Source organism: Aliiroseovarius salicola, assembly GCF_027891095.1.
Classification (GTDB): Bacteria; Pseudomonadota; Alphaproteobacteria; order Rhodobacterales; family Rhodobacteraceae; genus Aliiroseovarius; species Aliiroseovarius salicola.
Genome location: NZ_JAQIIO010000001.1, coordinates 292,949 through 319,529 on the forward strand (window position 1 = coordinate 292,949; position 26,581 = coordinate 319,529).

The 26,581-nt window shown below is 57.7% G+C and carries 24 protein-coding genes and 1 tRNA gene; 14 read left to right on the forward strand and 11 right to left on the reverse strand.

Features of this window, described 5'->3' with window-relative positions; all coding sequences use genetic code 11:
- Nucleotides 1-173 precede the first annotated feature (173 nt).
- The 3 genes from dapE to O2N63_RS01500 all read left to right on the forward strand — a co-directional run bounded on the left by dapE (nucleotide 174) and on the right by O2N63_RS01500 (nucleotide 5,059).
- On the forward strand, nucleotides 174-1,340 hold the full coding sequence (gene dapE, locus O2N63_RS01490; RefSeq protein ID WP_271052306.1) for a succinyl-diaminopimelate desuccinylase: 1,167 nt from the start codon (nucleotides 174-176) through the stop codon (nucleotides 1,338-1,340).
- A 237-nt stretch (nucleotides 1,341-1,577) separates the two neighbouring features.
- A complete protein-coding gene (gene rnr, locus O2N63_RS01495; protein WP_271052307.1) occupies nucleotides 1,578-3,827 on the forward strand; it encodes a ribonuclease R in 2,250 nt (749 codons plus the stop codon).
- Between the two features lie 77 nt (nucleotides 3,828-3,904).
- Nucleotides 3,905-5,059, forward strand: a complete 1,155-nt coding sequence (locus O2N63_RS01500) for a lytic murein transglycosylase (protein ID WP_271052308.1) — start codon at nucleotides 3,905-3,907, stop codon at nucleotides 5,057-5,059.
- Between the two features lie 34 nt (nucleotides 5,060-5,093).
- Here O2N63_RS01500 and O2N63_RS01505 read toward each other — a convergent pair whose 3' ends face one another.
- From O2N63_RS01505 to rsfS, 9 genes are all read right to left on the reverse strand, one after another.
- Nucleotides 5,094-6,047, reverse strand: a complete 954-nt coding sequence (locus O2N63_RS01505; RefSeq protein ID WP_271052309.1) for an MBL fold metallo-hydrolase — start codon at nucleotides 6,045-6,047, stop codon at nucleotides 5,094-5,096.
- A 257-nt stretch (nucleotides 6,048-6,304) separates the two neighbouring features.
- Complete coding sequence (rpe, locus tag O2N63_RS01510; protein ID WP_271052310.1) at nucleotides 6,305-6,997, reverse strand: ribulose-phosphate 3-epimerase; 693 nt, start codon at nucleotides 6,995-6,997, stop codon at nucleotides 6,305-6,307.
- A 189-nt stretch (nucleotides 6,998-7,186) separates the two neighbouring features.
- Nucleotides 7,187-7,678 carry a hypothetical protein gene (locus tag O2N63_RS01515; protein ID WP_271052312.1) on the reverse strand — a complete coding sequence of 164 codons (492 nt, stop codon included), beginning with the start codon at nucleotides 7,676-7,678 and terminating at the stop codon, nucleotides 7,187-7,189.
- 14 nt (nucleotides 7,679-7,692) lie between these two features.
- On the reverse strand, nucleotides 7,693-8,202 hold the full coding sequence (locus O2N63_RS01520) for an RNA pyrophosphohydrolase (protein ID WP_271052313.1): 510 nt from the start codon (nucleotides 8,200-8,202) through the stop codon (nucleotides 7,693-7,695).
- A 185-nt stretch (nucleotides 8,203-8,387) separates the two neighbouring features.
- Nucleotides 8,388-9,719 carry a S41 family peptidase gene (locus tag O2N63_RS01525; protein ID WP_271052314.1) on the reverse strand — a complete coding sequence of 444 codons (1,332 nt, stop codon included), beginning with the start codon at nucleotides 9,717-9,719 and terminating at the stop codon, nucleotides 8,388-8,390.
- 6 nt (nucleotides 9,720-9,725) lie between these two features.
- Nucleotides 9,726-10,895, reverse strand: coding sequence for a murein hydrolase activator EnvC family protein (locus tag O2N63_RS01530; protein WP_408629778.1), 1,170 nt, complete (start codon nucleotides 10,893-10,895; stop codon nucleotides 9,726-9,728).
- Nucleotides 10,896-10,897: 2 nt separating this feature from the next.
- A complete protein-coding gene (gpmI, locus tag O2N63_RS01535) occupies nucleotides 10,898-12,415 on the reverse strand; it encodes a 2,3-bisphosphoglycerate-independent phosphoglycerate mutase (protein ID WP_271052316.1) in 1,518 nt (505 codons plus the stop codon).
- 155 nt (nucleotides 12,416-12,570) lie between these two features.
- Nucleotides 12,571-13,041, reverse strand: coding sequence for a 23S rRNA (pseudouridine(1915)-N(3))-methyltransferase RlmH (gene rlmH, locus O2N63_RS01540; RefSeq protein ID WP_271052317.1), 471 nt, complete (start codon nucleotides 13,039-13,041; stop codon nucleotides 12,571-12,573).
- 7 nt (nucleotides 13,042-13,048) lie between these two features.
- Nucleotides 13,049-13,450: a ribosome silencing factor gene (gene rsfS / locus O2N63_RS01545; RefSeq protein ID WP_271052318.1), complete on the reverse strand. Its 402-nt coding sequence runs from the start codon at nucleotides 13,448-13,450 to the stop codon at nucleotides 13,049-13,051.
- 248 nt (nucleotides 13,451-13,698) lie between these two features.
- On the opposite strand from rsfS, the gene O2N63_RS01550 reads away from it, so the two are divergent.
- Entirely contained in the window at nucleotides 13,699-14,574 is an 876-nt protein-coding gene (locus O2N63_RS01550) for an RDD family protein (protein WP_271052319.1), read from the forward strand.
- A 60-nt stretch (nucleotides 14,575-14,634) separates the two neighbouring features.
- Here the strand turns inward: O2N63_RS01550 and O2N63_RS01555 are convergent, their stop codons facing one another.
- On the reverse strand, nucleotides 14,635-16,086 hold the full coding sequence (locus O2N63_RS01555) for a mechanosensitive ion channel family protein (RefSeq protein ID WP_271052321.1): 1,452 nt from the start codon (nucleotides 16,084-16,086) through the stop codon (nucleotides 14,635-14,637).
- A 312-nt stretch (nucleotides 16,087-16,398) separates the two neighbouring features.
- Here O2N63_RS01555 and leuC point away from each other — a divergent pair, with 312 nt between their 5' ends.
- From leuC to O2N63_RS01605, 10 genes are all read left to right on the forward strand, one after another.
- Entirely contained in the window at nucleotides 16,399-17,808 is a 1,410-nt protein-coding gene (leuC, locus tag O2N63_RS01560; protein WP_271052322.1) for a 3-isopropylmalate dehydratase large subunit, read from the forward strand.
- Nucleotides 17,809-17,820: 12 nt separating this feature from the next.
- Nucleotides 17,821-18,426 (forward strand): 3-isopropylmalate dehydratase small subunit, encoded by a 606-nt coding sequence (gene leuD, locus O2N63_RS01565; protein ID WP_271052323.1) that lies wholly within the window; start codon nucleotides 17,821-17,823, stop codon nucleotides 18,424-18,426.
- A 314-nt stretch (nucleotides 18,427-18,740) separates the two neighbouring features.
- The gene (locus O2N63_RS01570) at nucleotides 18,741-19,535 is read left to right on the forward strand and encodes a hypothetical protein (RefSeq protein WP_271052324.1); all 795 of its coding nucleotides are present in this window, start codon (nucleotides 18,741-18,743) and stop codon (nucleotides 19,533-19,535) included.
- Between the two features lie 20 nt (nucleotides 19,536-19,555).
- Complete coding sequence (locus O2N63_RS01575) at nucleotides 19,556-20,563, forward strand: endonuclease/exonuclease/phosphatase family protein (RefSeq protein ID WP_271052326.1); 1,008 nt, start codon at nucleotides 19,556-19,558, stop codon at nucleotides 20,561-20,563.
- Nucleotides 20,564-20,656: 93 nt separating this feature from the next.
- Nucleotides 20,657-21,760 (forward strand): 3-isopropylmalate dehydrogenase, encoded by a 1,104-nt coding sequence (gene leuB / locus O2N63_RS01580; RefSeq protein ID WP_271052327.1) that lies wholly within the window; start codon nucleotides 20,657-20,659, stop codon nucleotides 21,758-21,760.
- 143 nt (nucleotides 21,761-21,903) lie between these two features.
- Nucleotides 21,904-21,980 (forward strand) — tRNA-Pro (locus O2N63_RS01585).
- Nucleotides 21,981-22,350: 370 nt separating this feature from the next.
- Nucleotides 22,351-23,760: a sensor histidine kinase gene (locus O2N63_RS01590; protein WP_271052328.1), complete on the forward strand. Its 1,410-nt coding sequence runs from the start codon at nucleotides 22,351-22,353 to the stop codon at nucleotides 23,758-23,760.
- Entirely contained in the window at nucleotides 23,757-24,365 is a 609-nt protein-coding gene (locus O2N63_RS01595; protein WP_271052329.1) for a response regulator transcription factor, read from the forward strand. The genes O2N63_RS01590 and O2N63_RS01595 overlap by 4 nt, the downstream gene beginning before the upstream one ends.
- Before the next feature lie 91 nt (nucleotides 24,366-24,456).
- On the forward strand, nucleotides 24,457-24,939 hold the full coding sequence (locus O2N63_RS01600) for a GlcG/HbpS family heme-binding protein (RefSeq protein ID WP_271052330.1): 483 nt from the start codon (nucleotides 24,457-24,459) through the stop codon (nucleotides 24,937-24,939).
- A gap of 53 nt (nucleotides 24,940-24,992) precedes the next feature.
- The gene (locus tag O2N63_RS01605) at nucleotides 24,993-25,658 is read left to right on the forward strand and encodes an ankyrin repeat domain-containing protein (RefSeq protein WP_271052331.1); all 666 of its coding nucleotides are present in this window, start codon (nucleotides 24,993-24,995) and stop codon (nucleotides 25,656-25,658) included.
- Nucleotides 25,659-25,852: 194 nt separating this feature from the next.
- Here the strand turns inward: O2N63_RS01605 and O2N63_RS01610 are convergent, their stop codons facing one another.
- Nucleotides 25,853-26,521 (reverse strand): aspartate/glutamate racemase family protein, encoded by a 669-nt coding sequence (locus tag O2N63_RS01610; protein ID WP_271052332.1) that lies wholly within the window; start codon nucleotides 26,519-26,521, stop codon nucleotides 25,853-25,855.
- Nucleotides 26,522-26,581: the final 60 nt, after the last annotated feature.

Sequence of the window (26,581 nt, forward strand, 5' to 3'; positions counted from 1 at the left end):
CCTGCCTCGGGTCATTTTATTGCCCCGACTATGCCGCAGTTTCTGCCTATTGTTAACCCTCGGGGTGCAATATTTGCCGCAACCCACAAAGGTGACACATTTTCCCCACAGCCTCTCCCGCCCGGTTTTCCTTTTCTGCTCAACCCTGTAAGGGATGAGTAAAGGAGAGCACCATGTCCGAAACCAGCACAACCGGGACCGATCCCGTCCTTCTGACCCAACGCCTGATCCAATGCCCCTCGGTCACGCCGGAAGAAGGGGGTGCATTGGTGCTTCTGGAAGGGTTGCTTGCGGAGGCTGGGTTTGCCTGCACACGGGTGGACCGGGGTGACACATCCAACCTTTTTGCACGCTGGGGTTCAAAAAACGCTCGCACGCTGGGGTTCAACGGACATACCGATGTGGTGCCGGTTGGCGATGAAAGCGCCTGGACGGTGGATCCATTTGGCGGCGAGATCAAAGAGGGGGTTCTCTGGGGACGGGGTGCCACCGACATGAAATCGGGTGTCGCGGCCTGGGTCGCTGCCGCCATCGACTATGTTCAGGACGCGCCGGAAGATGCCTCGCTGGTGATCACCATCACCGGGGATGAGGAAGGGGATGCCACTGATGGCACCGTGGCAATCCTCGACTGGATGGATGCGCAGGGCGAAACCATGACGGATTGCATCGTCGGTGAACCCACCTGCCCAAACGAGATGGGCGAGATGATGAAAATCGGGCGGCGTGGCTCGATGACGGCTTTTTTCACCGCGCGCGGCGTGCAGGGCCATGCGGCCTATCCACATCGTGCCAAAAACCCGGTGCCTGCACTGGCACGGCTGATTGCGGATTTGGATGCACATGTGCTGGATGAGGGGACGGATCACTTTGATGCGTCCACCCTTGCCGTGACCACAATGGACGTGGACAACCCGACAACCAATGTGATCCCCGCGGAAGCGCGTGCGACAGTGAACATCCGCTTCAATGACGCACATACATCAGACGAGCTGACCCGCTGGCTGCGCTCGGAGGCGGATCGCATTGCAGATGCCACCGGCATTGATATCGACATGAGGGTCAAAGTGTCGGGAGAGAGCTTTGTCACTCCTCCTGGCGCGCTGTCTGAACTGGTGGCCACCTCAGTCAAATCCGAAACCGGCCGCGACCCGGAGCTGTCCACCTCGGGCGGCACCTCGGACGCGCGTTTTGTGAAAAACCATTGCCCCGTGGTGGAATTCGGTCTTGTGGGCAAGACCATGCATCAGGTGGATGAGCGAGTGGACGTTGATCAGATCCGCCAACTCAAGGCAATCTATACGCAGGTGATGCAGGACTACTTTTCCGAACAACCGTGAGGCGCGGGCGCCTTCACGAATGTTCAGGCGCGCTGTTGGTGGCCTCGCTTCGCTCGGCAGGGGCTTTGCCCCTCGGCCTACGGCCTCACCCCAGGATATTTCGGGTAAGAGAAAGAAGCGCGCGCATGTTTTCCTCTTGCCATAAATATCCCCGCCGGAGGCAAGAAAATAGAATGCACAGTCAGCAAAGCTTTGCGAACGCTTTCTCATCCTGCCGAGCTGTGCTAGGGGCTGGACATGAAACAGATGCCCACAAAAGACGAGATCCTTCAGTGGATCACCGACAACCCCACCCTGACTTCGAAGCGCGACATTGCGAAAGCGTTTGGAATCAAAGGGCAGGCGCGGATTGATCTGAAACGGATCCTGAAGGAACTGGAAGCCGAAGGGCATCTTCAGAAACGTAATAAGACCTATCGCGAGAAGGACAAGCTGCCACCGGTTTCAGTGCTGTTGGTGGGTGACGTTGATATGGACGGCGACCTGTTTGCCAGCCCGCTGGAGTGGCATGGAGAAGGCGAGATGCCACGCGTCCTGATGGTCGCCAAAGCCTCGGAACCGGCGCTGGCCAAAGGCGAGCGCGTTTTGGCGCGGCTAACCGAGGTGCAGGATGAGGATTACGCCTATGAAGGGCGGCTGATCCGTAAGATCGGCACCAATCCCCGCACCATTCTGGGCCTTTACCGCGCGGGCGCGGAAGGCGGGCGGATTGTACCCATCGACAAGGGCGCAGATCGCGAGTGGATGATCCCGGCTGGCGCAGATGAGGGCGCACGCGACGGTGAGTTGGTCGAGGCGCAACAAGTTGGCCCGAAGGCACGTATGGGTCTGCCCAATGCACGGATCATCGCACGGTTGGGCGATCCCTCCGCCCCCAAAGCCGTCAGCCTGATTGCCATTCATCAGCACGGTATCCCCGACCGCTTTCCTGACGCAGTAATTGCAGATGCCGACCGTCAGAAACCGGCGGGGCTCAAGGGCCGTGAAGATCTGCGCCATCTGCCGCTGATCACCATCGACCCGGCGGATGCGCGTGACCATGATGATGCTGTTTACGCCCATGCCGACGACAATCCGAAAAACCCGGGAGGCCATGTGGTCTGGGTCGCCATTGCCGATGTGGCACATTACGTGACACCGGGATCTGCACTGGATCAAGAAGCGCGCAAACGGGGCAATTCCACCTATTTCCCGGATCGCGTGGTGCCAATGCTGCCAGACCGACTGTCCGGTGATCTCTGTTCATTGCACGAAGGCGTGCCGCGCGCCTGTCTGGCTGTGCGCATGGTGCTGGACGCGCAGGGGCACAGAATCAGCCACAGCTTCATTCGCGGCTTGATGAAATCCCATGCCTCGCTCAACTATACCGAAGTGCAGCAGGCGCAGGATGGCAACCCGAACGAAAAATGCGCTCCATTGATGGAGGAGGTCATCACCCCGCTTTATGCCGCCTATCAGGCTGCAAAACTGGCGCGTCATGACCGACAGCCGCTGGATCTCGACCTGCCGGAACGCAAGATCATTCTCAGTGACGAGGGTAAGGTGGAAAGCGTGCGTTTTGCCGAGCGGTTCGACGCACATCGCCTGATCGAGGAATTCATGATCCTCGCCAACGTGGCCGCGGCCGAGGAACTGACGCGGCTGAAGCGCCCGCTTCTGTTCCGGGTGCATGAGGAACCGAGCCCGCAGAAGCTTGAGGCGCTGCGCGAAGTGGCGCAGGCATCGGGGTTCACGCTGGCCAAGGGGCAGGTCTTGAAGACGCGGCATCTGAACAGCCTGCTGGCGCAGGCACAGGACACCGAGTTTGATGAGCTGGTGAACATCTCAACCCTGCGGTCGATGACGCAGGCCTATTACCATCCCGAAAACTATGGGCATTTTGGCCTTGCGCTGCAAAGCTACGCGCATTTCACCAGCCCGATCCGGCGCTATTCAGATCTGATTGTGCATCGCGCGCTAGTCTCGGGGCATGGCTGGGGCAAGGATGGCCTTAGCCCCGAAGATATCGAACGGCTGGAGCCCACGGCGGAACATATTTCCGAAACCGAGCGCCGCTCCATGGTGGCAGAACGCGACACCAATGATCGCTACCTCGCGGCCTATCTGTCAGAGCGGCTGGGCAACGAATTCACCGGTCGCATTTCCGGCGTGCAGCGCTTTGGCGCCTTTGTGCGGCTGGATGATACCGGGGCAGATGGCCTTATTCCCGTTGCCAATATCGGCACCGAATACTTCCGCTATGACCGCGACGAACAGACCCTGACGGGCGAGCATTCCGGGACCGTCATTGGCATTGGCGGGCGCGTTACTGTGCGGCTGGCTGAAGCGGTGCCCACCACGGGCGGCGTCATGCTGGATCTGCTCACGCTGAATGGTGCGCCTCTCCCACGCGGCGGGCGTGGTCGCAAGGGGCGGGTGGTCAAACGCAATGCCGCCAAAGGCAAGCGCAAACAGGCCAAACTCAAGAAAAAGCTCACGCGAAAGTGAGGCGCGCCGTTTTGACAGGTCTGTATGATGGGTTAGCGTAAGGTAAATCTATTAACGACAAACGAGGGACTGATCCTGTGGCTGACACCGCAGAAATTTTATTTAGCACGTGGCAAGAAGATTTTTGTCTGCGGGTGCAGGATCAAGGTATCCGCGCACGCACTCGACGCGTGTTTAGCGAAGCGGCCTCATATCTACCTGACGTTCTTGACCGACAAATGAACCAGAAAGAGGTTCTGTTCTCGGTCCATGATTACCTTGAACTCACCGTATCAGACGAACGCGTGCGCAAAGGACGCAAAGCATTACGCAAGCACCGGAAGCTGATGGGGCAGATTGAAGAGCATTTCAATGTCTCTGCTGACGCCGTACTGGCGATCTGGGGGCTGGAGACCGGTTTTGGTGCCAATCGGGGGAACTTTCCGGTTCTCTCCGCTCTTGCCACATTGGCATTCGCAGGCGAACGCAAGGCGTTTTTTGAAAGCGAACTGATTGCCGCATTAAAGATCGTTCAGGCACGCGATATTACGCCAGAGAAAATGCTGGGCTCTTGGGCGGGTGCCATGGGGCACGGACAATTTATACCGTCCAGCTATTTGAAATACGCGGTAGATTTTGATGGGGACGGCAAGCGGGATATCTGGTCTGATGATCCGACTGATGCGCTTGCTTCGATTGCCAATTATCTGTGTGAACATGGGTGGCGCAGCGGCCAACCCTGCGGCGAAGAAATGGAGCTGCCCAAGGGGTTCGATCTGTCCCTGACCGGGCGGGACCAGATGCGTCCCGTGGCGGAATGGGGTGCAATGGGCGTGCGCTCTCCCAGAGGGATGCACCCGGCTGACTATGGCGAAGCGTCAATCCTGCTGGCCGCAGGGGCGGCGGGTCCTGCCTATCTGGCGTATCGCAATTTCGACGTCTTCCTCGCCTATAACAACTCGGTCTCCTATGCGCTGTCAGTCGGATGTCTCGCCCACCGCATTGACGGAAACATGAAATTCACCAAACCATGGCCTGCAAATCAGCGTGTCCTGTCACGCGATGAAACACGCGAGTTGCAGGAACGCCTGACCCAATTGGGACATGATACGCAGGGGGCAGACGGGATTGCCGGACCGAACACTTATCAGGCCCTTCGCACCTGGCAGCAAAGTGTTGGGCTTCCGGCAGATGGTTTCCCCTGTGGGGAAATGCTGGATCAGCTTCGGGAAGATACGCCAATCCGGCACTGATACTCAGTTGCGGTCGGAACCGTTCTCTCGCTGACTATTCAAACTCCATCTCAGAATACACCTGACCCGCGTTCTTTGTGGCGAGTTCTTCAAACGTGTCGTGATGGGCATAGGCCGATTGATCGACGTAGTAGGCATCATCCAGCGAGCCGCCGTTTTCGAGATGCTCACCCACCTTGCCACGCAAATGCTTCAGATAGCCAATTGTATGGTCTTCGACCTGCGCCATATTCGTCGGATACCCATGACCGGGAATCACATAAGTCGCGTTCAGGGGAGCAAAGGCAGTTTCCCAGGTCTCGATCCAGCAACTGGTGCAGGTGTCTTCAAATATCGGCGGGATGCGGTTGTGGAACGCCATGTCGCCTGCGATCATCATGCCTTCCGAAGGGATCCAGACCTGCGTGTCACCAGGGCTGTGGGCCGGGCCAAGGTTCATCACCTCGAGGGTGAATCGGCCCATTGTGATCACTTCCCTGTCTTCAAAAGTGCGCGTTGGCCCTACCGGATCGGTGCCCTCGGCATTCTCTTGTGCATATCGTTTCATGCCTTCAAAAATCTGCCCGGCATATTCTTCGAACTCATGTGCCGCATCCACATGGGCCAGAACCTCGACCCCCTGTTCTGTCCAGTAATTGTTGCCCAGCATGGCATGGCCCTGCCCGTTTTCATTGATCACCAGCTTCACGGGTTGATCGGTGATCAGCCTTATCTCGTCGTGTAAAGCCTTGGCCAATTTCGCATTGGCGCCCGCATTGATCACGATGACCCCGTCCCCTGTCACAATGAAGGTTAGATTATTGTTATGCCCGGCGTTTTCATATGTGGGTGGAGCGGTGGCCCCGATCGCGGTCCAGACATCCGGGATCACTTCTACCGGTTTTTCATAAAGGACCGAAGCTGGGTATTGATCCTTGATGTCTTCATCTGCCAGTGCGGGCATTGCCAGAGCGACAAACGCGACAAGTGCGGGGATTATGCGGGGCATGCTTGGGCTTTCCTTCTCCTGCTAGATGCATACATAATCGAATTCGCATATATCTATCTAGTATATTTTTCGCGATTGGTTTGCCAAGGAACACTCCCGCGCCCTATTCTCCCTTCGGTCGCCAGGCTTGGGGGTGGCTCACTTGGTGAGCCTATGGGGCTCTGCCCCTCGGCCTGCGGCCTCACCCCGAGATATTTTTGGCAAGAAAAAGAGGGCTCGGAAGAGCCCCCTTGGTCTGATCTCATATGCTGCCGGGTTTAACCCCGTGCTGCATCAGCAGCAGTGCGGATCGCGCGGATATTCTCGCCATACACCTCTGGCTGCTCAACCGACCCGCCTTTGAATACGGCGGACCCAGCGACAAAGCAGTCAGCCCCGGCGGCGACCAGCGGTCCGACAGTGGTAGGGTCTACTCCGCCATCCACCTGAATATGGATCTCGCGATCACCGATCATCTCGCGCACCTGTCGCACCTTTTCGATGCTTGAGGGGATGAACTTCTGCCCCCCAAAGCCGGGGTTCACGCTCATCACGAGCACCATGTCGCAGAGCGGCAGCAGATGTTCGATCACGCTTGCAGGTGTGCCGGGGTTCAGGCTGATGCCCGCTTTGGTACCGGTGGCCTTGATCGCTTGTAGAGTGCGGTGCGGGTGTGGACCTGCCTCGTAATGGGCCACAATCATGTCGGCACCCGCCTCGGCATAGGCTTCGATATAGGGATCAACCGGCGCGATCATCAGGTGAACATCCATGAAGGTTTTCACGTGCGGACGAAATGCTTTCACAGCGGGGGGCCCAAAGGTCAGGTTCGGCACAAAATGCCCATCCATCACATCCACATGCACCCAGTCGGCACCCTGCGCTTCGATGGCTTGAATCTCTTGGCCAAAATTGGCGAAATCGGCAGAAAGGATCGACGGGGCGATCTTGATGGAACGATCAAAGGACATGGTGTGCCTCTCGCAGTTTCTGTTGCGCGCCTTATACCGGGTTTCCACCGGATGCGAAGAAAATTCGCTCCTTCCTCTTGCCGAAAATATCCCGGGGTGAGACCGAAGGTCGAGGGGCAGAGCCCCTTGCCGAGCAACGCGAGGCCACCGACAGCGCGCCCAAAGCAAAGCGGCGGACGCCCTTGCGATTTACCGCCTAGGTAGATCCGGGTCACATCTTTCTCCGCGAAAGCAGGCTTTGATCCGCGTCAGCATCTCGGGATCGGGATCCTCAAAAGCGAACCCACCACAGGGACCAGTCTCCAGAAAATAACCGTCATCCCGCATCTCAAGAAACGTCAGATAGGTTTCATTTCTAGTCAGCCCCCCACACCAAGGTCCGGTACATTGCACATTCACCGTGATATCTTCGTGAAACGGCATCTCAAACCCACGCCCCGTCAGACTGCGGCCAACGAGCTTGGCTGCGAACCGATTGTCCGGCCGCACCTCGTCTTGTTTGCTCCAATCCACCTTGGGCCGTTTCTCATCATCAAATGTCAATCTGCCCAGCACGATCAGATATGGGGCCGCAGCCTCATCCGCGTCCAGAAACGCCTGAACTGCATTATAGGGCATGCAGGACAAGGCAATTGCCGGGGCCGCGAGAAGAGAGAATATGAGCGCCAAAAACGCGCGCATCTTGCAGATCCTTTTCAAAGGTGAGCTCTGAACCCTTCAACCACCTTCGCATAAATCTCGCGCTTGAAGGGCACAATGTTGTCGACGAGCTGATCGGCGCTCATCCAGGCCCATTGCGAAAATTCCGGATGGTCTGTTTGGATGTTCACATCGCTGTCCTGCCCCTTAAAGCGCATCAGGAACCAACGCTGTTTTTGCCCCCGAAAGCGGCCTTTCCAGATCTTTGGCACGATGTCATGGGGCAGGTCATAGGGCAGCCAATCCGGCAGTTCAGCCTCGACATCCACCAGATCCGCGGTCACACCGGTTTCTTCCCACAGCTCGCGCAGGGCCGCTTCGCGTGGATCCTCGCCATCGTCCACCCCACCCTGTGGCATTTGCCAGGCGTTTTTGGTTCCGAGCTTTGGGGCATCCAACCGCTGCCCAACAAAAACGCGCCCATCTGCATGGACCAGCATGATACCGACACAGGGGCGGTAGGGCAGTTTGGCAATCTCATCCGGGGTAAGTGCGGCGGCGGTCATCTGGAGTTCCTTTTCACGGACTGGCAAAAATCGGGCAGGCAAAAATCAGGCGGGTATCGAGCAGGGTCATCCCATTTGCCCTGATACACGGTTCTGATTTTAAACGCAAAACCCGCCCGCCCTGGAAACGGGCGAACGGGTTACTTGCTTATTTTCAAAGGGTTTCCCCTCATGCACCGCCTGACTTATTTGGCCAGCGCAATGGTCGAAAGGCCCTTGATCAGATCCACCGCATAAGAGAGCTGGAAGTCGTCGTCACGCAGCTGGGCCGCCTCTTCTGCTGCAGACCGCTCTTCCTCGATCTGGCGGCGCTCATCTTCCGACAGGCTGTCATTGTTCAGGCTGCCGCGCAGGTCTGCCTCGGTGCGGGGCGAACGCCCTTCTTCCTCGGTCTCAGCGTTTGGCTGGCGCGGTGGCTGTTCCACCACGATGTCGGGGGACACGCCCAGCGCCTGGATCGAACGACCAGACGGAGTGTAATACCGCGCCGTGGTCAGGCGCATGGCACCATCAGATGGGAGCGGCATAACGGTCTGCACCGAGCCTTTGCCAAAACTCTTGGTGCCGACAACAATCGCACGGTGGTGGTCTTGCAGTGCACCGGCCACAATTTCAGAAGCCGACGCCGATCCGCCATTGATCAGCACCACAAGTGGTTTGCCTTCAGCCAGATCCCCAGCCTTGGCGTTCACCCGCTCGCTTTCACCGGGATTGCGACCGCGGGTCGACACGATCTCACCGCTTTCCAGGAACGCATCCGAAACCGAGATCGCCTGATCAAGCAGACCACCGGGGTTGTTACGCAGGTCGAGTACAAAGCCCGAGACCTTGTCGATCCCGCCCAGCGCTTCTACTTCGCGTTTCAGGCCATCAACCATATTTGGTGTGGTCTGGTCGTTGAAGGTGGTGACGCGCATCACGACGGTATCACCCACAGTGCGCACGGTGGCGGCGGTCAGTTTGATCGTGTCGCGGATGATCGAGACGTCAAAAGGTTCGTCCACCCCTTCACGCACCACGGTCAAAATGATCTCGGACCCGACCGGTCCGCGCATCATGTCCACCGCTTCATCCAGTGTCAGGCCCAGCAGGCTTTCTCCGTCCACATGAGTGACGAAATCACCGCTTTCAATCCCGGCCTTGTCGGCAGGCGTGTCATCCATCGGGGTCACGACGCGGACAAACCCTTCTTCCTGCGTCACTTCGATACCCAAGCCGCCAAACGACCCTCGGGTCTGCACACGCATTTGGGCAGCGTCATCAGCCGACAGATAGCTGGAATGCGGGTCAAGTGACGAGAGCATCCCGTCGATCGCCGCTTCGATCAGATCTTTGGCCTCAACCTCTTCCACATATTGTGCGCGGATGCGTTCGAACACGTCACCGAACAGATCAAGCTGTTCATAGACCGTGTTCCCCCGGCCCGCATCCTGAGCCAGAAGGGGCGCTGCGACCTGCGTGGTCAGCAAAGCGCCCGCAAGGGTTCCGCCAAGGGCGGCCATCACGAATTTCTTCATCCGTCTCTATTCCTTACCTGCCGTGAACCAGTCGGACGGGTTCACGGGTGATTGGTTCTCTCTCAACTCTATATAAAGCGTTTCCGAGGCCTCAGCGCCAGCACCTTGCACAAGATCGATCAAAAACGCTTGATCTGTGCTGTTTTCCGCTGGTGAAACCGAAGTAATTGGGAGTGCAGAGCCACTCATCAAGCCAATTGCCGACCCCTGCGCCACAACTTCACCCACTTCGCCGTAAAGCTGACCCAGCCCGGCGAGCACCAGAAGATAGCCGTCGCCGGGTTCAAGGATGGCCACATTACCATAATCCAGCAAGGGTCCAAGATAGCGGATTGTCGCCGGCCACGGGGCCGAGACCAGTGCCAGCGGGCGGGTGGCGATCACCCAGCCGGGGCGCTTTACCCCCGCAGCATCCGCCTCGTCATACCGACGCAGGATGCGGCCCAGAACGGGCAGATCCAGCCGCCCTTTGGCTGAGGCGAAATCATCCAACGTCCCGGCGCTTGCGGTGCTGATCGGGTCCGACAACAGTCCACTGGCAAAACTCGCCAGTGTATCCGAGCTTGCCAAAAGGGTTTGCATCGCGGCCTTATCTTGCACAAACCGGCGCGGCAATTCGGTGCGTGCGGCAATGGCCTGGCTCAGTTCGGTCCGTGCGGTCTGCGCCCCTTTCAGCCCGTTTTGCAAGGTATCAAGCGCACCCTCTTGTAGCGTGCGGATGGTGGCCAGCTCTTCCAGTCCCTGCCGAAGAGTTTCTGCCTGCTGTTGCAACGCCGGGGCGACCTCGGACAGGATCATGCCAGACCGGGCCGTGCCGATCGGACCATCGGGATGAAACAAAAGCGAAGGTTCCGGCGCTTTCTCAATCGTCTGCAATACACCCAGAAGCTGTGCCAGCCGGTCACTTTCGGCATCAAATGCACTTTGGATCGTCGCCTCACGCAAAGACGCCCGGCGCAACCCTTCGCGTAGCGTCGACAGTCCGCTTTCATAGGCCTTCACGGTCTGGGTCAGCGCATCAACGCGATCCCGAGCTGATTTGGCCTCTTCCAGCGCAGCTCCTGCCAGTTCCAATGAAATCATCGCCGCCCGCGCATCTGCCGCCGGGCCTGCCTGCGCCATGGCCTGCCCGGCGGTGACGCAGAGAAGCAGAGCAGACAGGAGGCGACGGGCAATGCTCACTTGATCAGGCTCTCACCGGTCATTTCATCAGGCTTGGGCAGCCCCATCAACTCCAGCAATGTCGGCGCAAGATCCGCCAAGCGGCCATGGCCAAGCTCTGCGCCATCCGGTCCGCCAAACAGAATAACCGGCACCAGATTAGTCGTGTGCGCCGTGTGGGGGCCGTTCGTTTCTTCATCCCACATGGTTTCGCAATTGCCGTGGTCAGCGGTCACGATCATCGCGCCCCCAACCTTCTCTAGCGCAGCTATAACCTGACCAAGCCCCTCATCCACAGCCTCACAGGCCGCCATTGCAGCCTGAAGATCGCCGGTATGGCCCACCATATCGGGGTTGGCATAGTTGGTGACAATGAGGTCATAGCCCGCCTCAATCGCCTCAACGAAATGTTCGGTCACTTCCGGGGCGGACATCTCTGGTTGCAGGTCATAGGTGGCGACCTTAGGGCTGGCGGCCATGTAACGCACCTCGCCTTCCACCGGGTCTTCTTTGCCGCCGTTCAGGAAGAAAGTGACATGGGGGTATTTCTCGGTCTCGGCCGTATGAAACTGCGTCTTGCCCTGTTTGGCCACCCATTCGGCCAGCGTGTTCACGATGTCACGTTTGGGGAAGCAGGTGGTCATATAACCATTATGGGCGTCGGAGTACTCGACCATCCCCAGCAGAGCGGAAAGCGCGGGGCGGGTGCCGGCGTTGAACTCGGCAAAGCCGGGCTCACCAATGGCGCGCAGGATTTCACGCGCCCGGTCTGCGCGGAAATTGACGAAGAAAAGCCCGTCACCATCCTGCATCCCGGCATAATCTCCAATGGTGGCTGGTCGGACGAATTCATCGGTGGTTTCATTGTTATAGGCGGCTGAAATGACGGCATCCGCACTGCTGAATGCCGTGCCCGTGCCGTGGACGATGGCCTCATAAGCAAGCGAGACACGTTCCCAGCGATTGTCCCGGTCCATAGCGAAGTAACGCCCAGAGAGGGTTACGATCTCAGCCCCTTCGGGCAGGGCGTTCTGGAACGCAGCAACCTGTTCACGGGCAGATTGCGGGGCCACGTCGCGGCCGTCGGTGATGGCATGGATGGCGACTTTCAGACCCCGATCTGTCAGCGCCTTTGCTGCCGCGACCAGATGGTCCTGATGCGAGTGCACGCCGCCGGGGCTGACCAATCCTGCGATATGTGCGGTGCCACCCGTCGCCTTCACCTTGTCGGCAAATTCAATGAGCGCTTCATTCTTGAAAAAACTGCCGTCCTCGATGGAGAGGTCAATCTGCCCCAGATCCATTGCCACCACACGGCCCGCACCGATATTGGTGTGACCCACTTCGGAATTACCCATCTGCCCGGTCGGCAGGCCCACGTCCGGGCCATGGGTGATCAGCGTGTTGTTCGGGCAGGTCGCCATCAGGTGGTCAAAATTGGGGGTATTAGCCTGCGCGGGAGCGTTATGAGCGGTCTCTTCCCGCAAGCCCCAACCATCGAGAATGCACAGGACAACGGGTTTCGGGGCGGTCATAGGGGAGATCCTCGCATAGGTAGTGGCCGTTCGTGGATGTTCTAGGCGGTGGAGCGGCGTATGGCAACGGGGATGGGGAAAAGGGGCGCTGCCCCTCGGCCTACCGGCCTCACCCCGAGGTATTTCCGGCAAGAAAAAAGCGCGATTTTAGGGAGTCAGACCCGATGATACGGGCTGCCCCCCAGAATGGAAGCGGCGCGGTAGATCTGTTCGGTGAGCATGACGCGGGCCAGCATGTGGGGCCAGACCATTTTTCCGAATGAAAGCGAGGCATCGGCGCGGGCGCGCAAGCTCGGGTCGATCCCGTCCGCGCCACCAATCACAAAGGCAACGTCCTGTCGGCCATCATCACGCCAACGCGCCAGCATCTTGGAAAACTCTGGCGAGGACATCAGCTTGCCGCGTTCATCCAGTGTGCAGATCAGCGCACCTTTTGGGATCGACTTTTCCAAGAGAGCTGCTTCGGGCTTCATGCCGCCACCCTTCTTGTCTTCGACCTCAACGATTTTGGCCGGGCCAAGCCCCAAAGGCCGCCCGGTGCGGTCAAATCGTGTGAGATAGTCGTCGATAAGCTCGCGCTCGGGGCCGCCACGCAGGCGGCCTACAGCGCAGATTTGTACGCGCATTCGGGCCTCAGCCCTCTTGCTTGGCCACGTCCACAGGTCCGGGCGGGTTGGTCTGGGCGGCGCCCGGTTCCATCCACATCTTCTCGACCTGATAGAACTCGCGCACTTCAGGGCGGAATACGTGAACGATGACGTCACCTGCGTCGATCAGCACCCAGTCACCTTGCGACTTGCCTTCGACCTTGGAAAAGATCCCGAACTCAGATTTGATCTTGTCGGTCAGCTTTTCCGAAATGGCAGCCACCTGACGCGTGGAACGGCCAGAGCACACCACCATGTGATCGGCCATCTCCGATTTGCCATGCAAATCGATCACCACCACATCTTCGGCTTTGTCTTCTTCAAGGGATTTAAGGATACGCGCCAACAATGCGCCGTCCGCTGCGGATTTCAGGATCTTGACCGTCATTCGCGGTTCTCCTGCGGCCGTGTTTGTATCAGCCTGATTTTCAAATGACAGGACATAGTCCTCCGATCAAAGCGCGCCGATCCGCCCCGGCGCTGGGCATAACGAATCGTAGCACCAGATGGTTACGATCTCAATGACAGGCGCGTTTACACCTTTGTGAAGGGATGCAAAAGGGTCACGCCACATTTGTGCCTCAAAAATGCGATATTCTGCCTCAGTTAAGGTTAACTGCTGGTTTGAGGTTGTGAATGTCGCAGCAAGAAGTCCCTGAAACTTTTACCAAAACAGAAGATTCACCCGGTCTATACAAGGCGCCCGACACATCGGCATCAGATCCGGACCTTTTGGCGATCCAGGCTATGATGCAGGATACCACAGAGCCGAACATTGGTGTGGCTCCCGCTGAAACAGCGCAGGAACGCGATATTTTGTTGGGTGAAGATGGTGCCTCTGATACACAGCCCGCCTCCCCAGCCGAGGAGATTGGCCCTGCTGCCCCGGACGCGCAGGAAACCTCCGTCATTTCGGATGAGGGGCTGCAAGCCAGCATTGAAAGCGCAATGTCGGACCCCGAGGTGATCGCCGCCGCTGAATGCGCCGAGATGCGAGAGCAAGGGCAGCCTGAGCCGCAAAAGGAGCCTGAGCCACGAAAGCCATCGCGGCGACGGTTTTCCCGACTGAAAATTAAACTGATCCCCACCAAGGAGGACGCAGGACAGGCGCGGCGTTTACTTGCGCGTCTCGCGGTGCAAGCCCTGTCTCATCCGCGAACCCCACGGGTGCTCGCAGTGACGATTTTACTGGTTGTCTTCATCCTGTGGCCGGTGTTCATTCTAATGCTGGCCCTCTTTACCCTGATGGTTGCGGCGATCATCTATCTCTCGGTGGGTCCCGCTACGGTGGACGCTTTTGTCGCTAAACGGTTCTACAAGCTGCGCGACCGCGATCCGGGTCGGGCCGAGGAACTGCGGCAACGCGCCATCCGAACCGTCCGGTTTCTGGACAAAATCGTTACCCGATTGCCAGAACGCTGGACCGATGGTCTTTATCTGCCTGATTTCGAGGATGGCGCGCCAAAGCCGGAAAAAATGCAGTCCGATCCATTTGATCGCCTGTCACCGTAATTGGTGGCGGTTCGGACCGTGGCCACTGCCGGGCTGCGCCAACTCCTAGGGAAAGCACCGTTAATCGGCAATTGATCTCCCAGGAGTCGCGCCAGCCTCGCCGACCTCTGTGCCGCCTTCACCTATAGCGCCGTCGGAGAGCAACCGGACCTCGCGCTGCGGGAAGGGTATGTCGATGCCGTTGTCCTTGAACGCATCCCAGAGCGCCAGATAGACATTACCGCGAATATTGGTGAGCCCGCCGGTCGGATCATCAATCCAGAACCGCAGGATGTAATCCACCGAACTGTCGCCAAATCCAACGATATGGCACACCGGAGGGCGAAAACTCAGCACGCGATCCACGCTGGTGGCGGCTTCAATTGCAATTTTCCTCACGAGGTGGGGATCATTGGCATAGGCCGTGCCGAAGAAGATATCGAGGCGCACAAAGGCGTTGGTATGGGACCAGTTCACCACCTGCCCGGTGATCAGGTCTTCGTTCGGGATAAGGTATTCGCGCCCGTCCCGCGTCACCACCGAGACATAGCGCGCGCCCAGCTGTTGGATCCAGCCGAATGTTTCACCCAAGCTGATCACATCCCCCGGCTTGATCGACTTGTCCAAGAGGATGATCACCCCGGACACGAGGTTCGACACCACCTTTTGCAGGCCGAAACCAAGCCCCACACCGATCGCACCGGACAGGACGGCAAGACCGGTCAGGTCCACACCAACCGCCTTCAACCCGATGAAGAACGCAGCGCCGTAAAGCACCATCTGCAGGAACTTGACCACCAGCACCTGCATTGACGGTGAGATATCTTCATTCTTTTGGATCTGCTCTGCAGATGTGCGAGAGAACATCCGCGCAATGGCAAACAGCGCCCCCGTGATCACCACGGCCCGGATCACATCCAAGAGCGACAGGCGCATGTCTCCAACCGACAGGGCGAGGTTGTTCAGAACCCCTGAAACTTCATCAATTGCGCCGAGATAAAAGAGCGTGACATAGATCCACAACCCCCATTTGATCAGGCGCCTGAGGGCACGGTTCTCGACGACAAAAGAGGCGATGCCAACAGCCACCCATGCCAAGGCAATCGTGCAGGCCAGCCCGATGAGATAAGAGCGGGACGGCCAAGTGACCTCGCGCATGATTGTCATCGTGATCCACGTGAGAATGACAAAGATGATCATCGATGCGCGGCGGCGCAACTGAAGTGCAAAGCGCAAACGACGCTTGGACCAGCCTTCCCGGCCCCGGAGCCAGTCTTCGAGCTTGGGGTCGAGCATTCGGCCAAGCCCCCAAGACACCACGGCAAGCGCGATGATGATGCCAACCTGATAAAGTCTCCAGGTCTGGGTCAGGCTGAGAAGGAAATTTCCGCCTTCCTGCGCCAAGTCCACGACCTGCTCGCTTAAAGTGGATATCTCTTCTGCCAGCTCTTCCTCGCCATCAACAAGGGGCGCCTCTGCGCTTGGCACTTCTTCTATTGTGTCCTGCGGGGGCTTTATCTCTTCCTGCTCCATAAACTTACTGTGACATGGGATATTTCTTGCGTCCAGAGCGGGGGTTTAGGCAATAAATACTCTTTCCCCCGCCGAAAGGGGGGTCGCAAAGCTTGCCCTAAGTGCAGCAAAAGAGTATCCCCCCCTCATGACTCGGATTTTTGACATGGATGACCACGCCTTTTTGCCGTGGCGCTTCTTCGGCGCCAAGAAGGCCGTGCTCGCCCGACTATAAGCTGCTGCGCCCCTGAACCGGGGCGCTGATTGCTCGCCTTTGATCGGGCGAATGATCCCTGTCACCTTTCTCATAACGACCATCCACGGAGAGCGAAAATGACCGCCCCGAAGACACTCTATGACAAGATCTGGGACGCACATGTGGCCCATGAAGCGGACGATGGCACTTGCCTGCTGTATATCGACCGCCACCTGGTGCACGAAGTGACCAGCCCACAGGCCTTTGAAGGGCTGCGCATGGCAGGCCGCAAGGTGCATGCGCCAGACAAGACCATTGCCGTGCCGGACCACAACGTGCCGACCACAGCAGGTCGCGAAGACCCGGCACAGATGACCGAGGAAAGCCGCATCCAGGTGGCTGCCCTTGACACCAACGCCAAGGAATTCGGCGTACATTACTACCCGGTGTCTGACGTTCGTCAGGGCATTGTGCACATTGTTGGGCCCGAGCAAGGCTGGACCCTGCCCGGCATGACCGTGGTTTGCGGCGACAGCCACACCGCGACCCATGGCGCATTTGGTGCGCTGGCCCACGGCATCGGCACCTCGGAAGTGGAACATGTTCTGGCGACGCAAACGCTGATCCAGAAGAAATCCAAGAACATGAAGGTGGAAATCACCGGCAAACTGAAGCCGGGCGTGACCGCCAAAGACATCACCCTTGCTGTGATCGGCGAAACCGGCACCGGCGGCGGCACCGGCTATGTGATCGAATATTGCGGTGAAGCCATTCGCGACCTCAGCATGGAAGGCCGGATGACCGTCTGCAACATGGCGATCGAAGGCGGCGCGCGCGCCGGTCTGATTGCCCCGGACGAGACCACCTTTGAATATTGCAAAGGCCGCCCGCACGCTCCGAAAGCGGGCCAGTGGGAACAGGCGCTGGAATATTGGAAAACGCTCTTCACCGACGAAGGCGCGCATTTCGACAAGGTTGTGACGCTGAAAGGCGAAGATATTCAGCCCGTTGTGACCTGGGGCACCTCGCCCGAGGATGTTCTGCCGATCACTGGCGTCGTGCCACATCCTGAAGATTTTGAAGGCGGCAAGGTCGAAGCGGCCCGTCGCTCGATCGAATACATGGGTTTGACACCGGGTCAGAAACTGACTGACATTGAGATCGACACCGTGTTCATCGGATCATGCACCAATGGCCGGATCGAGGATTTCCGCGCTGTGGCCGAGATCGTGAAAGGCAAGAAGATCAAGGACGGCATGCGGGCCATGATCGTGCCGGGATCAGGTCTTGTGCGTGCACAGGCCGAAGAAGAAGGTCTGGCCGACGTCTTCCGCGAAGCGGGCTTTGAATGGCGCCTTGCGGGCTGTTCGATGTGCCTCGCCATGAACCCGGATCAACTTTCCGAAGGCGAGCGTTGTGCTGCAACCTCGAACCGCAACTTCGAGGGCCGTCAGGGCTACAAAGGCCGCACTCACTTGGTGTCGCCCGCCATGGCCGCTGCTGCTGCCCTCACCGGTCGCCTGACCGATGTGCGTGATTTGATCTAAGGACCCGTGACAATGGAAAAGTTTGAAAAACTCCAAGGTATCGCAGCCCCCATGCCGCTGGTGAATATCGACACCGACATGATCATCCCCAAGGTGTTCCTGAAGTCGATCCAACGCACAGGCTTCGGCGTGAACCTGTTTGACGAGATGCGCTACAATCGTGACGGTTCGGAAATCCCCGAATTCGTGCTGAACAAACCGCAATATCGCAACGCCGAGATCCTGATTGCGGGTGACAATTTCGGCTGTGGCTCGTCACGCGAACACGCGCCATGGGCAATTGCTGATTTCGGCATCAAATGCGTGGTTTCGACCAGCTTCGCCGACATCTTCTTCAACAACTGCTTCAAGAACGGCATCCTGCCAATCGTCTTGCCGCAAGAGCAGGTTGATGTGCTGATGGCGGACGCGGAAAAGGGTGAAAACGCCCGCATGACCGTGGATCTGGAAGCACAGGAAATCACCACCTCGGATGGCGACGTAATCTCCTTCGACGTGGATGAGTTCAAAAAGCACTGCCTGCTGGAAGGGCTCGATGACATCGGTCTGACCATGGAGAAAAAAGCCTCAATCGACACATTCGAAGCGCAGGCTTCTGCTGCACGCCCATGGGTCTGAACCCGGTCTAAAACATTTTGTTTTGACAAAAATCCTAAGGCAGCCCGACATCGGGCTGCCTTATTAATATCCCGGCAATGATGCATTGTCGCACCAGTTCCGCCACAAAACTGCCCGATTTATGACTAGAAATTAACCGATTGCTTGCAGATCTCCTGCAACAGATGCAACGTGAACCCCAATGAGGCACCCGCCATCATCAGAGCGGAGTTCAACATCGGAATAAGGGCGCGGCATTGCATCGCTCCCGTCCTAAGTTGGGGTAAAAGACAGTGATTTCGAAATGGTTAGGCGCCTTTGTGCGCGCGATCTTAATGGTTGTGGTAATTGCTTTGCCGTCCATAGCGGTTCCCGGCACCAGCGCCGACACTGCTCAGATCGTGTTGCTGATTGCCCTATGTGCCGGCGCGCTGACATTATTCGAATACGCGTCCACCTATCCCGGACTGGTCGAGTTTCGCGATGCCCCACCATTCAACCGCATTCGTTTTCTCAGCCTTTTTGCCATGGTGCTGTTCTTGTCAATTGTGGTGCGTGGCACAACCAATCCAACCGCATTGACCGAGCTTGTGACCCTGATCGGAACACTGATTGGCCACGCGATCGACTTTCCCTATTCACCGGTTCGTCTGATCGTTCTGATTCTGCCGGAAAATGCCAGCGCTGCTGATATTTCCACCATGCGAACTGCTGCAGGAATGACGTATCTGATCTCGCTCCTGTCATTGTCCGTTTTCTTGCTTGCCCTGCGGGCCAGTCGCTGGCCGTCAAGCGGAACCTTCAATGTCTGGGTCAACCTGCCCACGTTTGAACCAACAGCAGGGGGGGATGTCGTCGAGCGTCTGGAACGCGATGCGCGGATCAATATCGCACTTGGCTTCCTTCTGCCCTTCCTCACACCCGTTGTGATCCATGCTGCGTCATCGCTGTTCGGATCCATCTCGTCGACCAATGACCAAACCTTGATCTGGACAATCACTGCATGGGCCTTTTTGCCTTCAAGCCTATTCATGCGCGGCATCGCCATGGGGCGGGTCGCCACCATGATCAGCTCGGAACGGAAAAAAAACACCGAAGCAAACAAGGACGAGCTGTTCCAGCCAGCCTGATTCTGCTGATCACATGCCTGATGCCCTTGTCGGTACAGGCCGAACGGCTGCGCATTGCCACTTTCAACTCCGATCTGTCCCGCGACGGACCCGGGCTTTTGCTCCGTGATATCACGCGTGGGAAGGACAAACAGATCAGCGCCGTGATCGAGGTGATTGCCCATATCCGCCCCGATGTGCTGGTTCTGCAAGACATCGACAACGATCTCGAAAACCGCGCACTTGCCGCCCTGCAATCGGCCCTTGCCGAGGCCGGGCATCCCCTTCCCCACCGCTTTGCCACGCTGACCAACGCGGGTATGGAAAGCGGATTGGATCTGGATGGTGACGGGCATCTGGGCACCGCGCGCGACAGTCAGGGATATGGCAGCTTCACTGGACAGGGCGGGATGGCCGTTCTGTCACGATTGCCGCTTGGTGAAGTGCGCGACTTTTCCGACATCCTTTGGCGCAGCCTTCCCGGCGCTGATCTTCCCCAATATTCCGATGGCTCCCCCTTTCCCTCCGAAGAAGCACAAGCCGCCCAACGCCTGTCGAGCGTGGCCCATTGGGATGTCCCTGTGATGCTGCCAGACGGGAAAACACTGAACCTGCTCACCTGGCATGGCTCCACCCCGGCTTTCGACGGCGCAGAAGATCAAAACGGTAAGCGCGGTGCGGATGAAGCGCGGTTCTGGTTGCGCCTTCTGGATGGAGATCTGCCCTATGCCGCCCCCACGCCCCCTTTTGCCGTGATCGGACAGGCCAATATTGATCCCACTGACGGCGAGGGGCGACATGATGCGATCAATGAGCTCTTGTCAGATCCCCGCCTGATCGACCCGACCCCGACCGGATCCGAAGGCACCGATACCGCAGATTGGAGCGCCATTGGCGTCGGCAAATTGCGCGCCGGATACATCTTGCCCTGGGCCGAGGCGCAGATTCTGGACACCGGGGTCTTCTGGCCCGCTGCCGGATCAGAAATGGCCGTGACCGCTACCACAGCCTCACGCCACCACCTGATTTGGCTGGACCTCAATTTTTGAACGCTTTTCCCCCTGCATTTCTTGACGCTTTGCGCCTGAGCCGCTAGGCCACAGGGCAACAGATTTTCTGCAAGATATGCAAGGATACGCGACATGACGAACCCCTCTCTCCTCATCCTCCCCGGCGATGGCATCGGTCAGGAAGTGATGGCCGAAGTGCGCAAAGTTATCGACTGGATCGGTGACAAGCGTGGTGTGACATTCGACGTGGACGAGGATCTGGTGGGTGGTGCCGCCTATGACAAGCACGGTGTGCCGCTAGCGGATGAAACCATGGCCCGCGCGCAAGAGGTAGACGCCGTACTGCTCGGCGCCGTGGGCGGCCCGAAATACGATGATCTGGATTTCTCGGTAAAGCCGGAGCGCGGCCTTCTGCGCCTGCGTAAAGAAATGGATCTTTACTCTAACCTGCGCCCTGCTCAGTGCTTTGACGCCCTGGCCGATTTCTCCTCGCTGAAGCCTGAGCTTGTGTCGGGCCTCGATATCATGATCGTGCGCGAGCTGACCTCCGGTGTCTATTTCGGCGAGCCGCGCGGCATTTTCGAAGAAGGCAACGAACGCGTGGGCATCAACACCCAACGCTACACCGAGTCGGAAATCGAACGCGCTGCTCGCTCTGCATTCGAGCTGGCGATGAAACGCAACAAGCGCCTGTGCTCGATGGAAAAAGCAAACGTGATGGAATCGGGCATCCTGTGGCGCGAAGTTGTCGAGCGTGTGGGTAAAGAATATCCAGAAGTGGAGCTGAGCCACATGTACGCCGACAATGGCGCCATGCAGCTGGTGCGCGCGCCCAAGCAGTTTGACGTGATCTATACGGATAACCTCTTTGGCGACATCCTGTCCGATTGTGCCGCCATGCTGACCGGCTCGCTAGGCATGCTGCCGTCGGCCTCGCTTGGTGCTCCGATGGCCAATGGCCGCCCGAAAGCGCTTTACGAACCGGTCCACGGATCCGCTCCGGACATCGCCGGTGAAGGCAAAGCCAACCCCTGCGCCTGTATCCTCAGCTTTGCCATGGCGCTACGCTACAGCTTTGACATGGGTGAAGATGCCGATCGTCTGGAAGCAGCGGTTGAGAAAGTTCTGGCGGACGGCGTACGCACTGGCGACCTTTTGAACGAAGAGGGCGTGAAACCGGTCTCGACCAGCGAGATGGGTGACGCAGTGATCGCAGCGCTGAACGCCAGCCTGTAAACGGCCTTAAGTCGCATCCAAGACGGCCCGCTCTCGTGCGGGCCGTTTTCATTTGAGCCATACCCACAAGGCAAGTTTCCCGACCGGGGTTCATTTTGGGGCTTGCAGATCACGCCTATTGGGGCTATCCCGCACGCCACGGTCGGGCTGTAGCGCAGCCTGGTAGCGCACCTGCTTCGGGAGCAGGGGGTCGGAGGTTCGAATCCTCTCAGCCCGACCAATTTCACGATATTGAACGTCACATGACTTTGACCTTTATCGTTAAAGGCTGGCCTTGTATGCACTGCAAAGCGGAAAACAGCGGCTATGAGCCGAAAGTTCCAAATGCTGCAGGCTGCATCAATGCCCGCTTCTTTGCTCCGATAATATTGTGAAAGTGACGGGTCTTTTCGATACGGAGTCTCAATCGAATTGTCATCACGGCAAAGCCTTGTACCCGTAGAAATACGGATTGGTGTTTGCACCCACACCTGCGATGAATGCAAATGGCTGTCTCACACCCAAAAAAATTCTGGCGAAACGCTTTGCTATGGGCGTGTGCCGTCACACTCGCGCTCAGCGGGTTGGCGTTCTTTGAACGGCAAAACCTGGTGCGTGAACTGACTGTCAAAAGTGAAACGCTGCATCGTCTGGCCTCTCAACGTGCGGATCAGCATGATGCGCATTTAACATCGTTGTCTGCGATTTTTGTGGCGGGCGGGGTTGCGCGGCAGGATTTATTGCTCGAAGTGGCCGCGACGATCAAGCGGTTTTACCCACGGATTACGTCGGTGAATGTTGTGCCTTACGATCCGTCCCAACCCGTGATAGAAACGCAGCCCGGCCTCTCCGCACAGACGAAGGAGCGCGTTGTTGAACTAGCCCGCCGCTCAACCGGGGCATTGCAAATCGGGCAAATGCCAGACTTGCCAAATCACTACCTGCTCGTGAAACGGACGCCCAATTCTGACGCAGCACAGCATGGTTTGGCGCTGGTGATCGACGCCCGTGCGCTGATTGAAACAGATGATCCATTTTGGAACGCCCCGTCGGCTTCTTTGCGTCTTTCCACGCCGGACGGGCAAACAGCTTTGGTGGGTCATTTTTCATCGGGTGAGACTGGATTTTCGAAACCGCTTGGCAGTGTGTCTCAACCTTTGATGTTTGAAACTTCTCTGGCCATTGGGCTTTCTGACCTTTTGCCATTGGGAAAAGTGATGTCGGTCATCGCACTGGTCATGGTGGTCTTTTTGCTGTCAGCTTTCGGTTTCAAGCAACGCCTACGCACCAAAGATGCGGAAAGCCGCGCAAAACTTAGCGCGCAGGAAACCCGGCTGGCCCATGCTTCCCGCGTCAATGCGATGGGTGAAATGGCCAGCGGCATGGCGCATGAACTGGCGCAACCACTGACCGCGATCCTGAGCCAAGCACAGGCTGGCCGCCACTTGGCGCGACGTGGTGATGTTGAACGTCTTGGCACGGTGTTGGAAGACACGGTTTCCCAAGCACAACGCGCGGCGAATATCCTTGAGCGCCTAAGACGATGGAGCAAACCAAACCGTGCGTTGTCTGAGGCCTGTTCCGTCCATGAAGCCGCCCAGAACGTTCAGAATCTGCTGGCACTAGAAGCCAAGATCAAAGGGGCTGCCATTACCCTGTCGTTGCACAGCGATCCCCTGTTTATAGACGCCGATCCGGTCGAGTTGGAACAGGTTGTGTTTAATCTGGTGCGCAACGCGCTTGATGCCTCGGACGCGGCACAGGTCACGATCCGCACGCATGTCGATGGGCGCTTGGTCATATTGGATATCAGCGATACCGGGCCGGGGGTGCCTGACCATCTCAAGCCCCGCATTTTTGAACCTTTCGTAACAGGCAAACCAGACGGAACGGGGCTTGGCCTCGCGCTGTGCCAAAGGCTGGTTGAGGAAATGGGCGGTGAAATCATGTTGTTGGACGAAACTGACCAGACCACTTTCCGTGTCTCCCTGCCGCTCTCAAACAAGTCGGAGGCGCAATGACCAACCATGTTTACCTTGTTGATGATGATGAGGGCGTGCGCAACGCGCTGAGCCTTCTGTTGGAAACCGTCGGACTGAATGTGCGCAGCTTTGCGTCACCCGAGACATTCTTGGCAAAAGCGGCAGACCTGACGCCGGGCTGCCTGATCCTTGATATCCGGATGCCCGCGATTTCGGGTCTGAAACTACAAGAAAAGCTGACCGATCAAGGCGTGTCGTGGCCCACGGTGATTATCAGCGGGCACGGCGATATCGAAGCGTGCAGGCGCGCGTTTCGCAATGGGGCGATCGATTTTTTGAGCAAGCCAGTAGACGAACAAGATCTGATCGACGCAATCCAAAAGGGTCATGCAGAACTTGAAATACGCCGACAGGCTTCAGAGGAACGCGCAGAAGCGGTGGCGTTGGTGCAGCACCTGTCCACGCGGGAACAAGAAGTTCTTGAGATGATCGCAAAGGGTTTGACCACAAAGCAAATCGCAGATGCGCTGACCCTGTCGCCCCGCACGGTTGAAAGTCACCGTGCAGCGATTGCGGCCAAAGCGGGCACGTCTTCAGCGGCGGAACTCACGCGTTATTGGCTGGATGCAAAGGCGGATCAGTAGAACTACGGACACCTTTGCGGATGCTACGAGTATAGCGAGTCAGCGCCGCGAATTAGAAACGGAGCATCAGTTCAACAAAAGGAAATACACAATGATCCGTTCCGTCGCACTTGCCACAGCTCTGCTCACACCCATCGCAGCCTTCGCACAAGACCTGCCCACAGCACCTTACTTGCCGCTCGAGATGGCAACCACAGCCGCCCAAACCGCTGTCGCTGCATGCTCTGCCGAAGGCTACAACGTCAGCGTCGCAATCGTTGCGCGCAGCGGTGAGACCAAAGTGCTTTTGCGCGCTGACAATGCAGGTCCACATACTGTCGGTTCCAGCACAGGCAAAGCGTTCACATCCGCCAGCATGGGCCGTGACACGGCAGGTCTTGCGGGCTTTATCGGCGGCAACCCTGAAAACGGTGGACTGCGCGATATGGATAGCCGTCTGGTCATCCAGGCTGGAGGTCTGCCCATCCGGATTGGTGGCGCATTGGTCGGTGGCATCGGGGTCGGTGGCGCGCCATCTGGTGCAATCGACGAGACATGCGCCCGTACAGGTCTTGACGCAATCGGTGCTGAGTAAACCACACGGCCCGTCCCTTTTTGGGGCGGGCCCTCTCTTTGAAAGGTCACGCCATGCTTCGTTCCCTCCTGTTCGCTTTGGCAATCGGCACCGCTGGGTCTGCCCATGCGCAAACGGCCCCATCTGCCTCAGACATCGCGTCTTATACAGGCTTGCATCTTGCCGCCCACGAGGGCGACGTGGATGAGATCAACCGATTGATCGCAGCAGGTGCCGATGTGGACATCCGAGATCGGTCACAGCGCACGCCCGCACATGTCGCAGCCTTTGCATCACATGATGACGCTCTGATCGCACTGGCCAATGGTGGAGCGGACATGAACGCTCTCGAAAATCGTGTTTATGATGTGCTGACAATCGCAGCCGTCGCCGACGATCCCGAAATGGTATCGCTGGCAATGGAACTTGGAAACGCACCGGATCTGATCACCAGCGTTTACGACGGCACAGCCTTGATCGCTGCAGCCCACCTCGGACATCACGACGTGGTCGCGCGTCTTGTCGAAGGTGGCGCACCGCTGGATCATATCAACAATCTTGCGTGGACGGCTTTAATAGAGGCTGTCGTCTTGGGCGACGGTGGACCTGATCACATCAAGACAGTGCAGATCCTCGTTGATGCAGGTGCAGATAAATCCATCGGAGATCGCAATGGAGTCACGCCACTGCAACACGCCAAGTCACGCGGCTACGCTGAAATGGTCGGAATCCTCAAATAAGAGGTGTGGCGATGACCCTATTAAGATGTGATATTTTCAGGACCGCCGCGCGCAGCGAGGTCGTTGCCACCTTCCTATAGCCGCCGTTGGCGCAACTGCAGCGAAAGGGCATTCTGTCCCGCATTGCGGACCTCTATGCACAACGCCGCGAATGGCTGGAACGAGCCCGAAGCAGGAAACGAATTCTTGTAAATTTATCTACGTGCCAGTGATACCAAAGCATTAATGTGAATAGCGAGGGCATCAATGGTCTTATAGCCTGGGGATTGTCCGTCGAAGGCAAGCGCAAGGTCCGTTCCGGCAAGCAATATCGCCTCGGCCTTTTGCCCGGCTACCATATTCGCCCCTGCATTAAGAAACTTCTGGCGGGTCAGTTCGGAGCAAACGCCGGAGGTTGCCATTTCAAAGTAGTCTCTTCCCAACTCCTCTGGGTTAGACTTAGGGATTACACAGCTAGTGTTTCGCAATTGTCCGAATAAACGGGAAGACAGAACAGGCGGGCTGCCTAGCAAGCCGACAATACTAATCCCTTGATCCTCGCAATAGCGGTCTATTGCTTCGATTGCGCTAAGCAATGGCAAGGGAGATTGTGACAGCGTTTCATTGAAACAGAAATGCCCAGTGAGCGCAGTGATCGCCGCCACATCGCATCCCGCTCCCTTCAATTGTCGAAGATGCTTCACAAAAACGGCAGCCTGAGCTTCACGGTTATCGGAACCAGCGTTGGATATCAAAGTGGTAACATCTGCGTGCACAATAGTCAGTTCTAGGGGTAGTCCCGCTTTCCTAAACTCAAAAACCAGATTGTTGTAATAGGCAATTGTTGCGGCAGGACCAATCCCGCCAATCAGGCCAATATGCATGCTGAACTTGCCCCCTTGTCATCACAATACATACGCATCGATTGTCACGAAAGTTGTGCG

Bases quoted from the DNA above. Each gene is read 5' to 3' on its own strand.
- O2N63_RS01550 (WP_271052319.1), top strand. From the start codon at position 13,699: ATGTCGCAGCAAGAAGTCCCTGAAACTTTTACCAAAACAGAAGATTCA.
- O2N63_RS01600 (WP_271052330.1), top strand. From the start codon at position 24,457: ATGATCCGTTCCGTCGCACTTGCCACAGCTCTGCTCACACCCATCGCA.
- dapE (WP_271052306.1), top strand. From the start codon at position 174: ATGTCCGAAACCAGCACAACCGGGACCGATCCCGTCCTTCTGACCCAA.
- leuC (WP_271052322.1), top strand. From the start codon at position 16,399: ATGACCGCCCCGAAGACACTCTATGACAAGATCTGGGACGCACATGTG.
- O2N63_RS01605 (WP_271052331.1), top strand. From the start codon at position 24,993: ATGCTTCGTTCCCTCCTGTTCGCTTTGGCAATCGGCACCGCTGGGTCT.
- O2N63_RS01525 (WP_271052314.1), bottom strand. From the start codon at position 9,719: ATGAAGAAATTCGTGATGGCCGCCCTTGGCGGAACCCTTGCGGGCGCT.
- O2N63_RS01505 (WP_271052309.1), bottom strand. From the start codon at position 6,047: ATGCCCCGCATAATCCCCGCACTTGTCGCGTTTGTCGCTCTGGCAATG.
- O2N63_RS01575 (WP_271052326.1), top strand. From the start codon at position 19,556: ATGCCCTTGTCGGTACAGGCCGAACGGCTGCGCATTGCCACTTTCAAC.
- O2N63_RS01520 (WP_271052313.1), bottom strand. From the start codon at position 8,202: ATGACCGCCGCCGCACTTACCCCGGATGAGATTGCCAAACTGCCCTAC.
- leuB (WP_271052327.1), top strand. From the start codon at position 20,657: ATGACGAACCCCTCTCTCCTCATCCTCCCCGGCGATGGCATCGGTCAG.
- rnr (WP_271052307.1), top strand. From the start codon at position 1,578: ATGAAACAGATGCCCACAAAAGACGAGATCCTTCAGTGGATCACCGAC.
- gpmI (WP_271052316.1), bottom strand. From the start codon at position 12,415: ATGACCGCCCCGAAACCCGTTGTCCTGTGCATTCTCGATGGTTGGGGC.
- leuD (WP_271052323.1), top strand. From the start codon at position 17,821: ATGGAAAAGTTTGAAAAACTCCAAGGTATCGCAGCCCCCATGCCGCTG.
- rpe (WP_271052310.1), bottom strand. From the start codon at position 6,997: ATGTCCTTTGATCGTTCCATCAAGATCGCCCCGTCGATCCTTTCTGCC.
- O2N63_RS01570 (WP_271052324.1), top strand. From the start codon at position 18,741: ATGGTTGTGGTAATTGCTTTGCCGTCCATAGCGGTTCCCGGCACCAGC.
- O2N63_RS01515 (WP_271052312.1), bottom strand. From the start codon at position 7,678: ATGCGCGCGTTTTTGGCGCTCATATTCTCTCTTCTCGCGGCCCCGGCA.
- rlmH (WP_271052317.1), bottom strand. From the start codon at position 13,041: ATGCGCGTACAAATCTGCGCTGTAGGCCGCCTGCGTGGCGGCCCCGAG.
- rsfS (WP_271052318.1), bottom strand. From the start codon at position 13,450: ATGACGGTCAAGATCCTGAAATCCGCAGCGGACGGCGCATTGTTGGCG.
- O2N63_RS01555 (WP_271052321.1), bottom strand. From the start codon at position 16,086: ATGGAGCAGGAAGAGATAAAGCCCCCGCAGGACACAATAGAAGAAGTG.
- O2N63_RS01610 (WP_271052332.1), bottom strand. From the start codon at position 26,521: ATGCATATTGGCCTGATTGGCGGGATTGGTCCTGCCGCAACAATTGCC.
- O2N63_RS01595 (WP_271052329.1), top strand. From the start codon at position 23,757: ATGACCAACCATGTTTACCTTGTTGATGATGATGAGGGCGTGCGCAAC.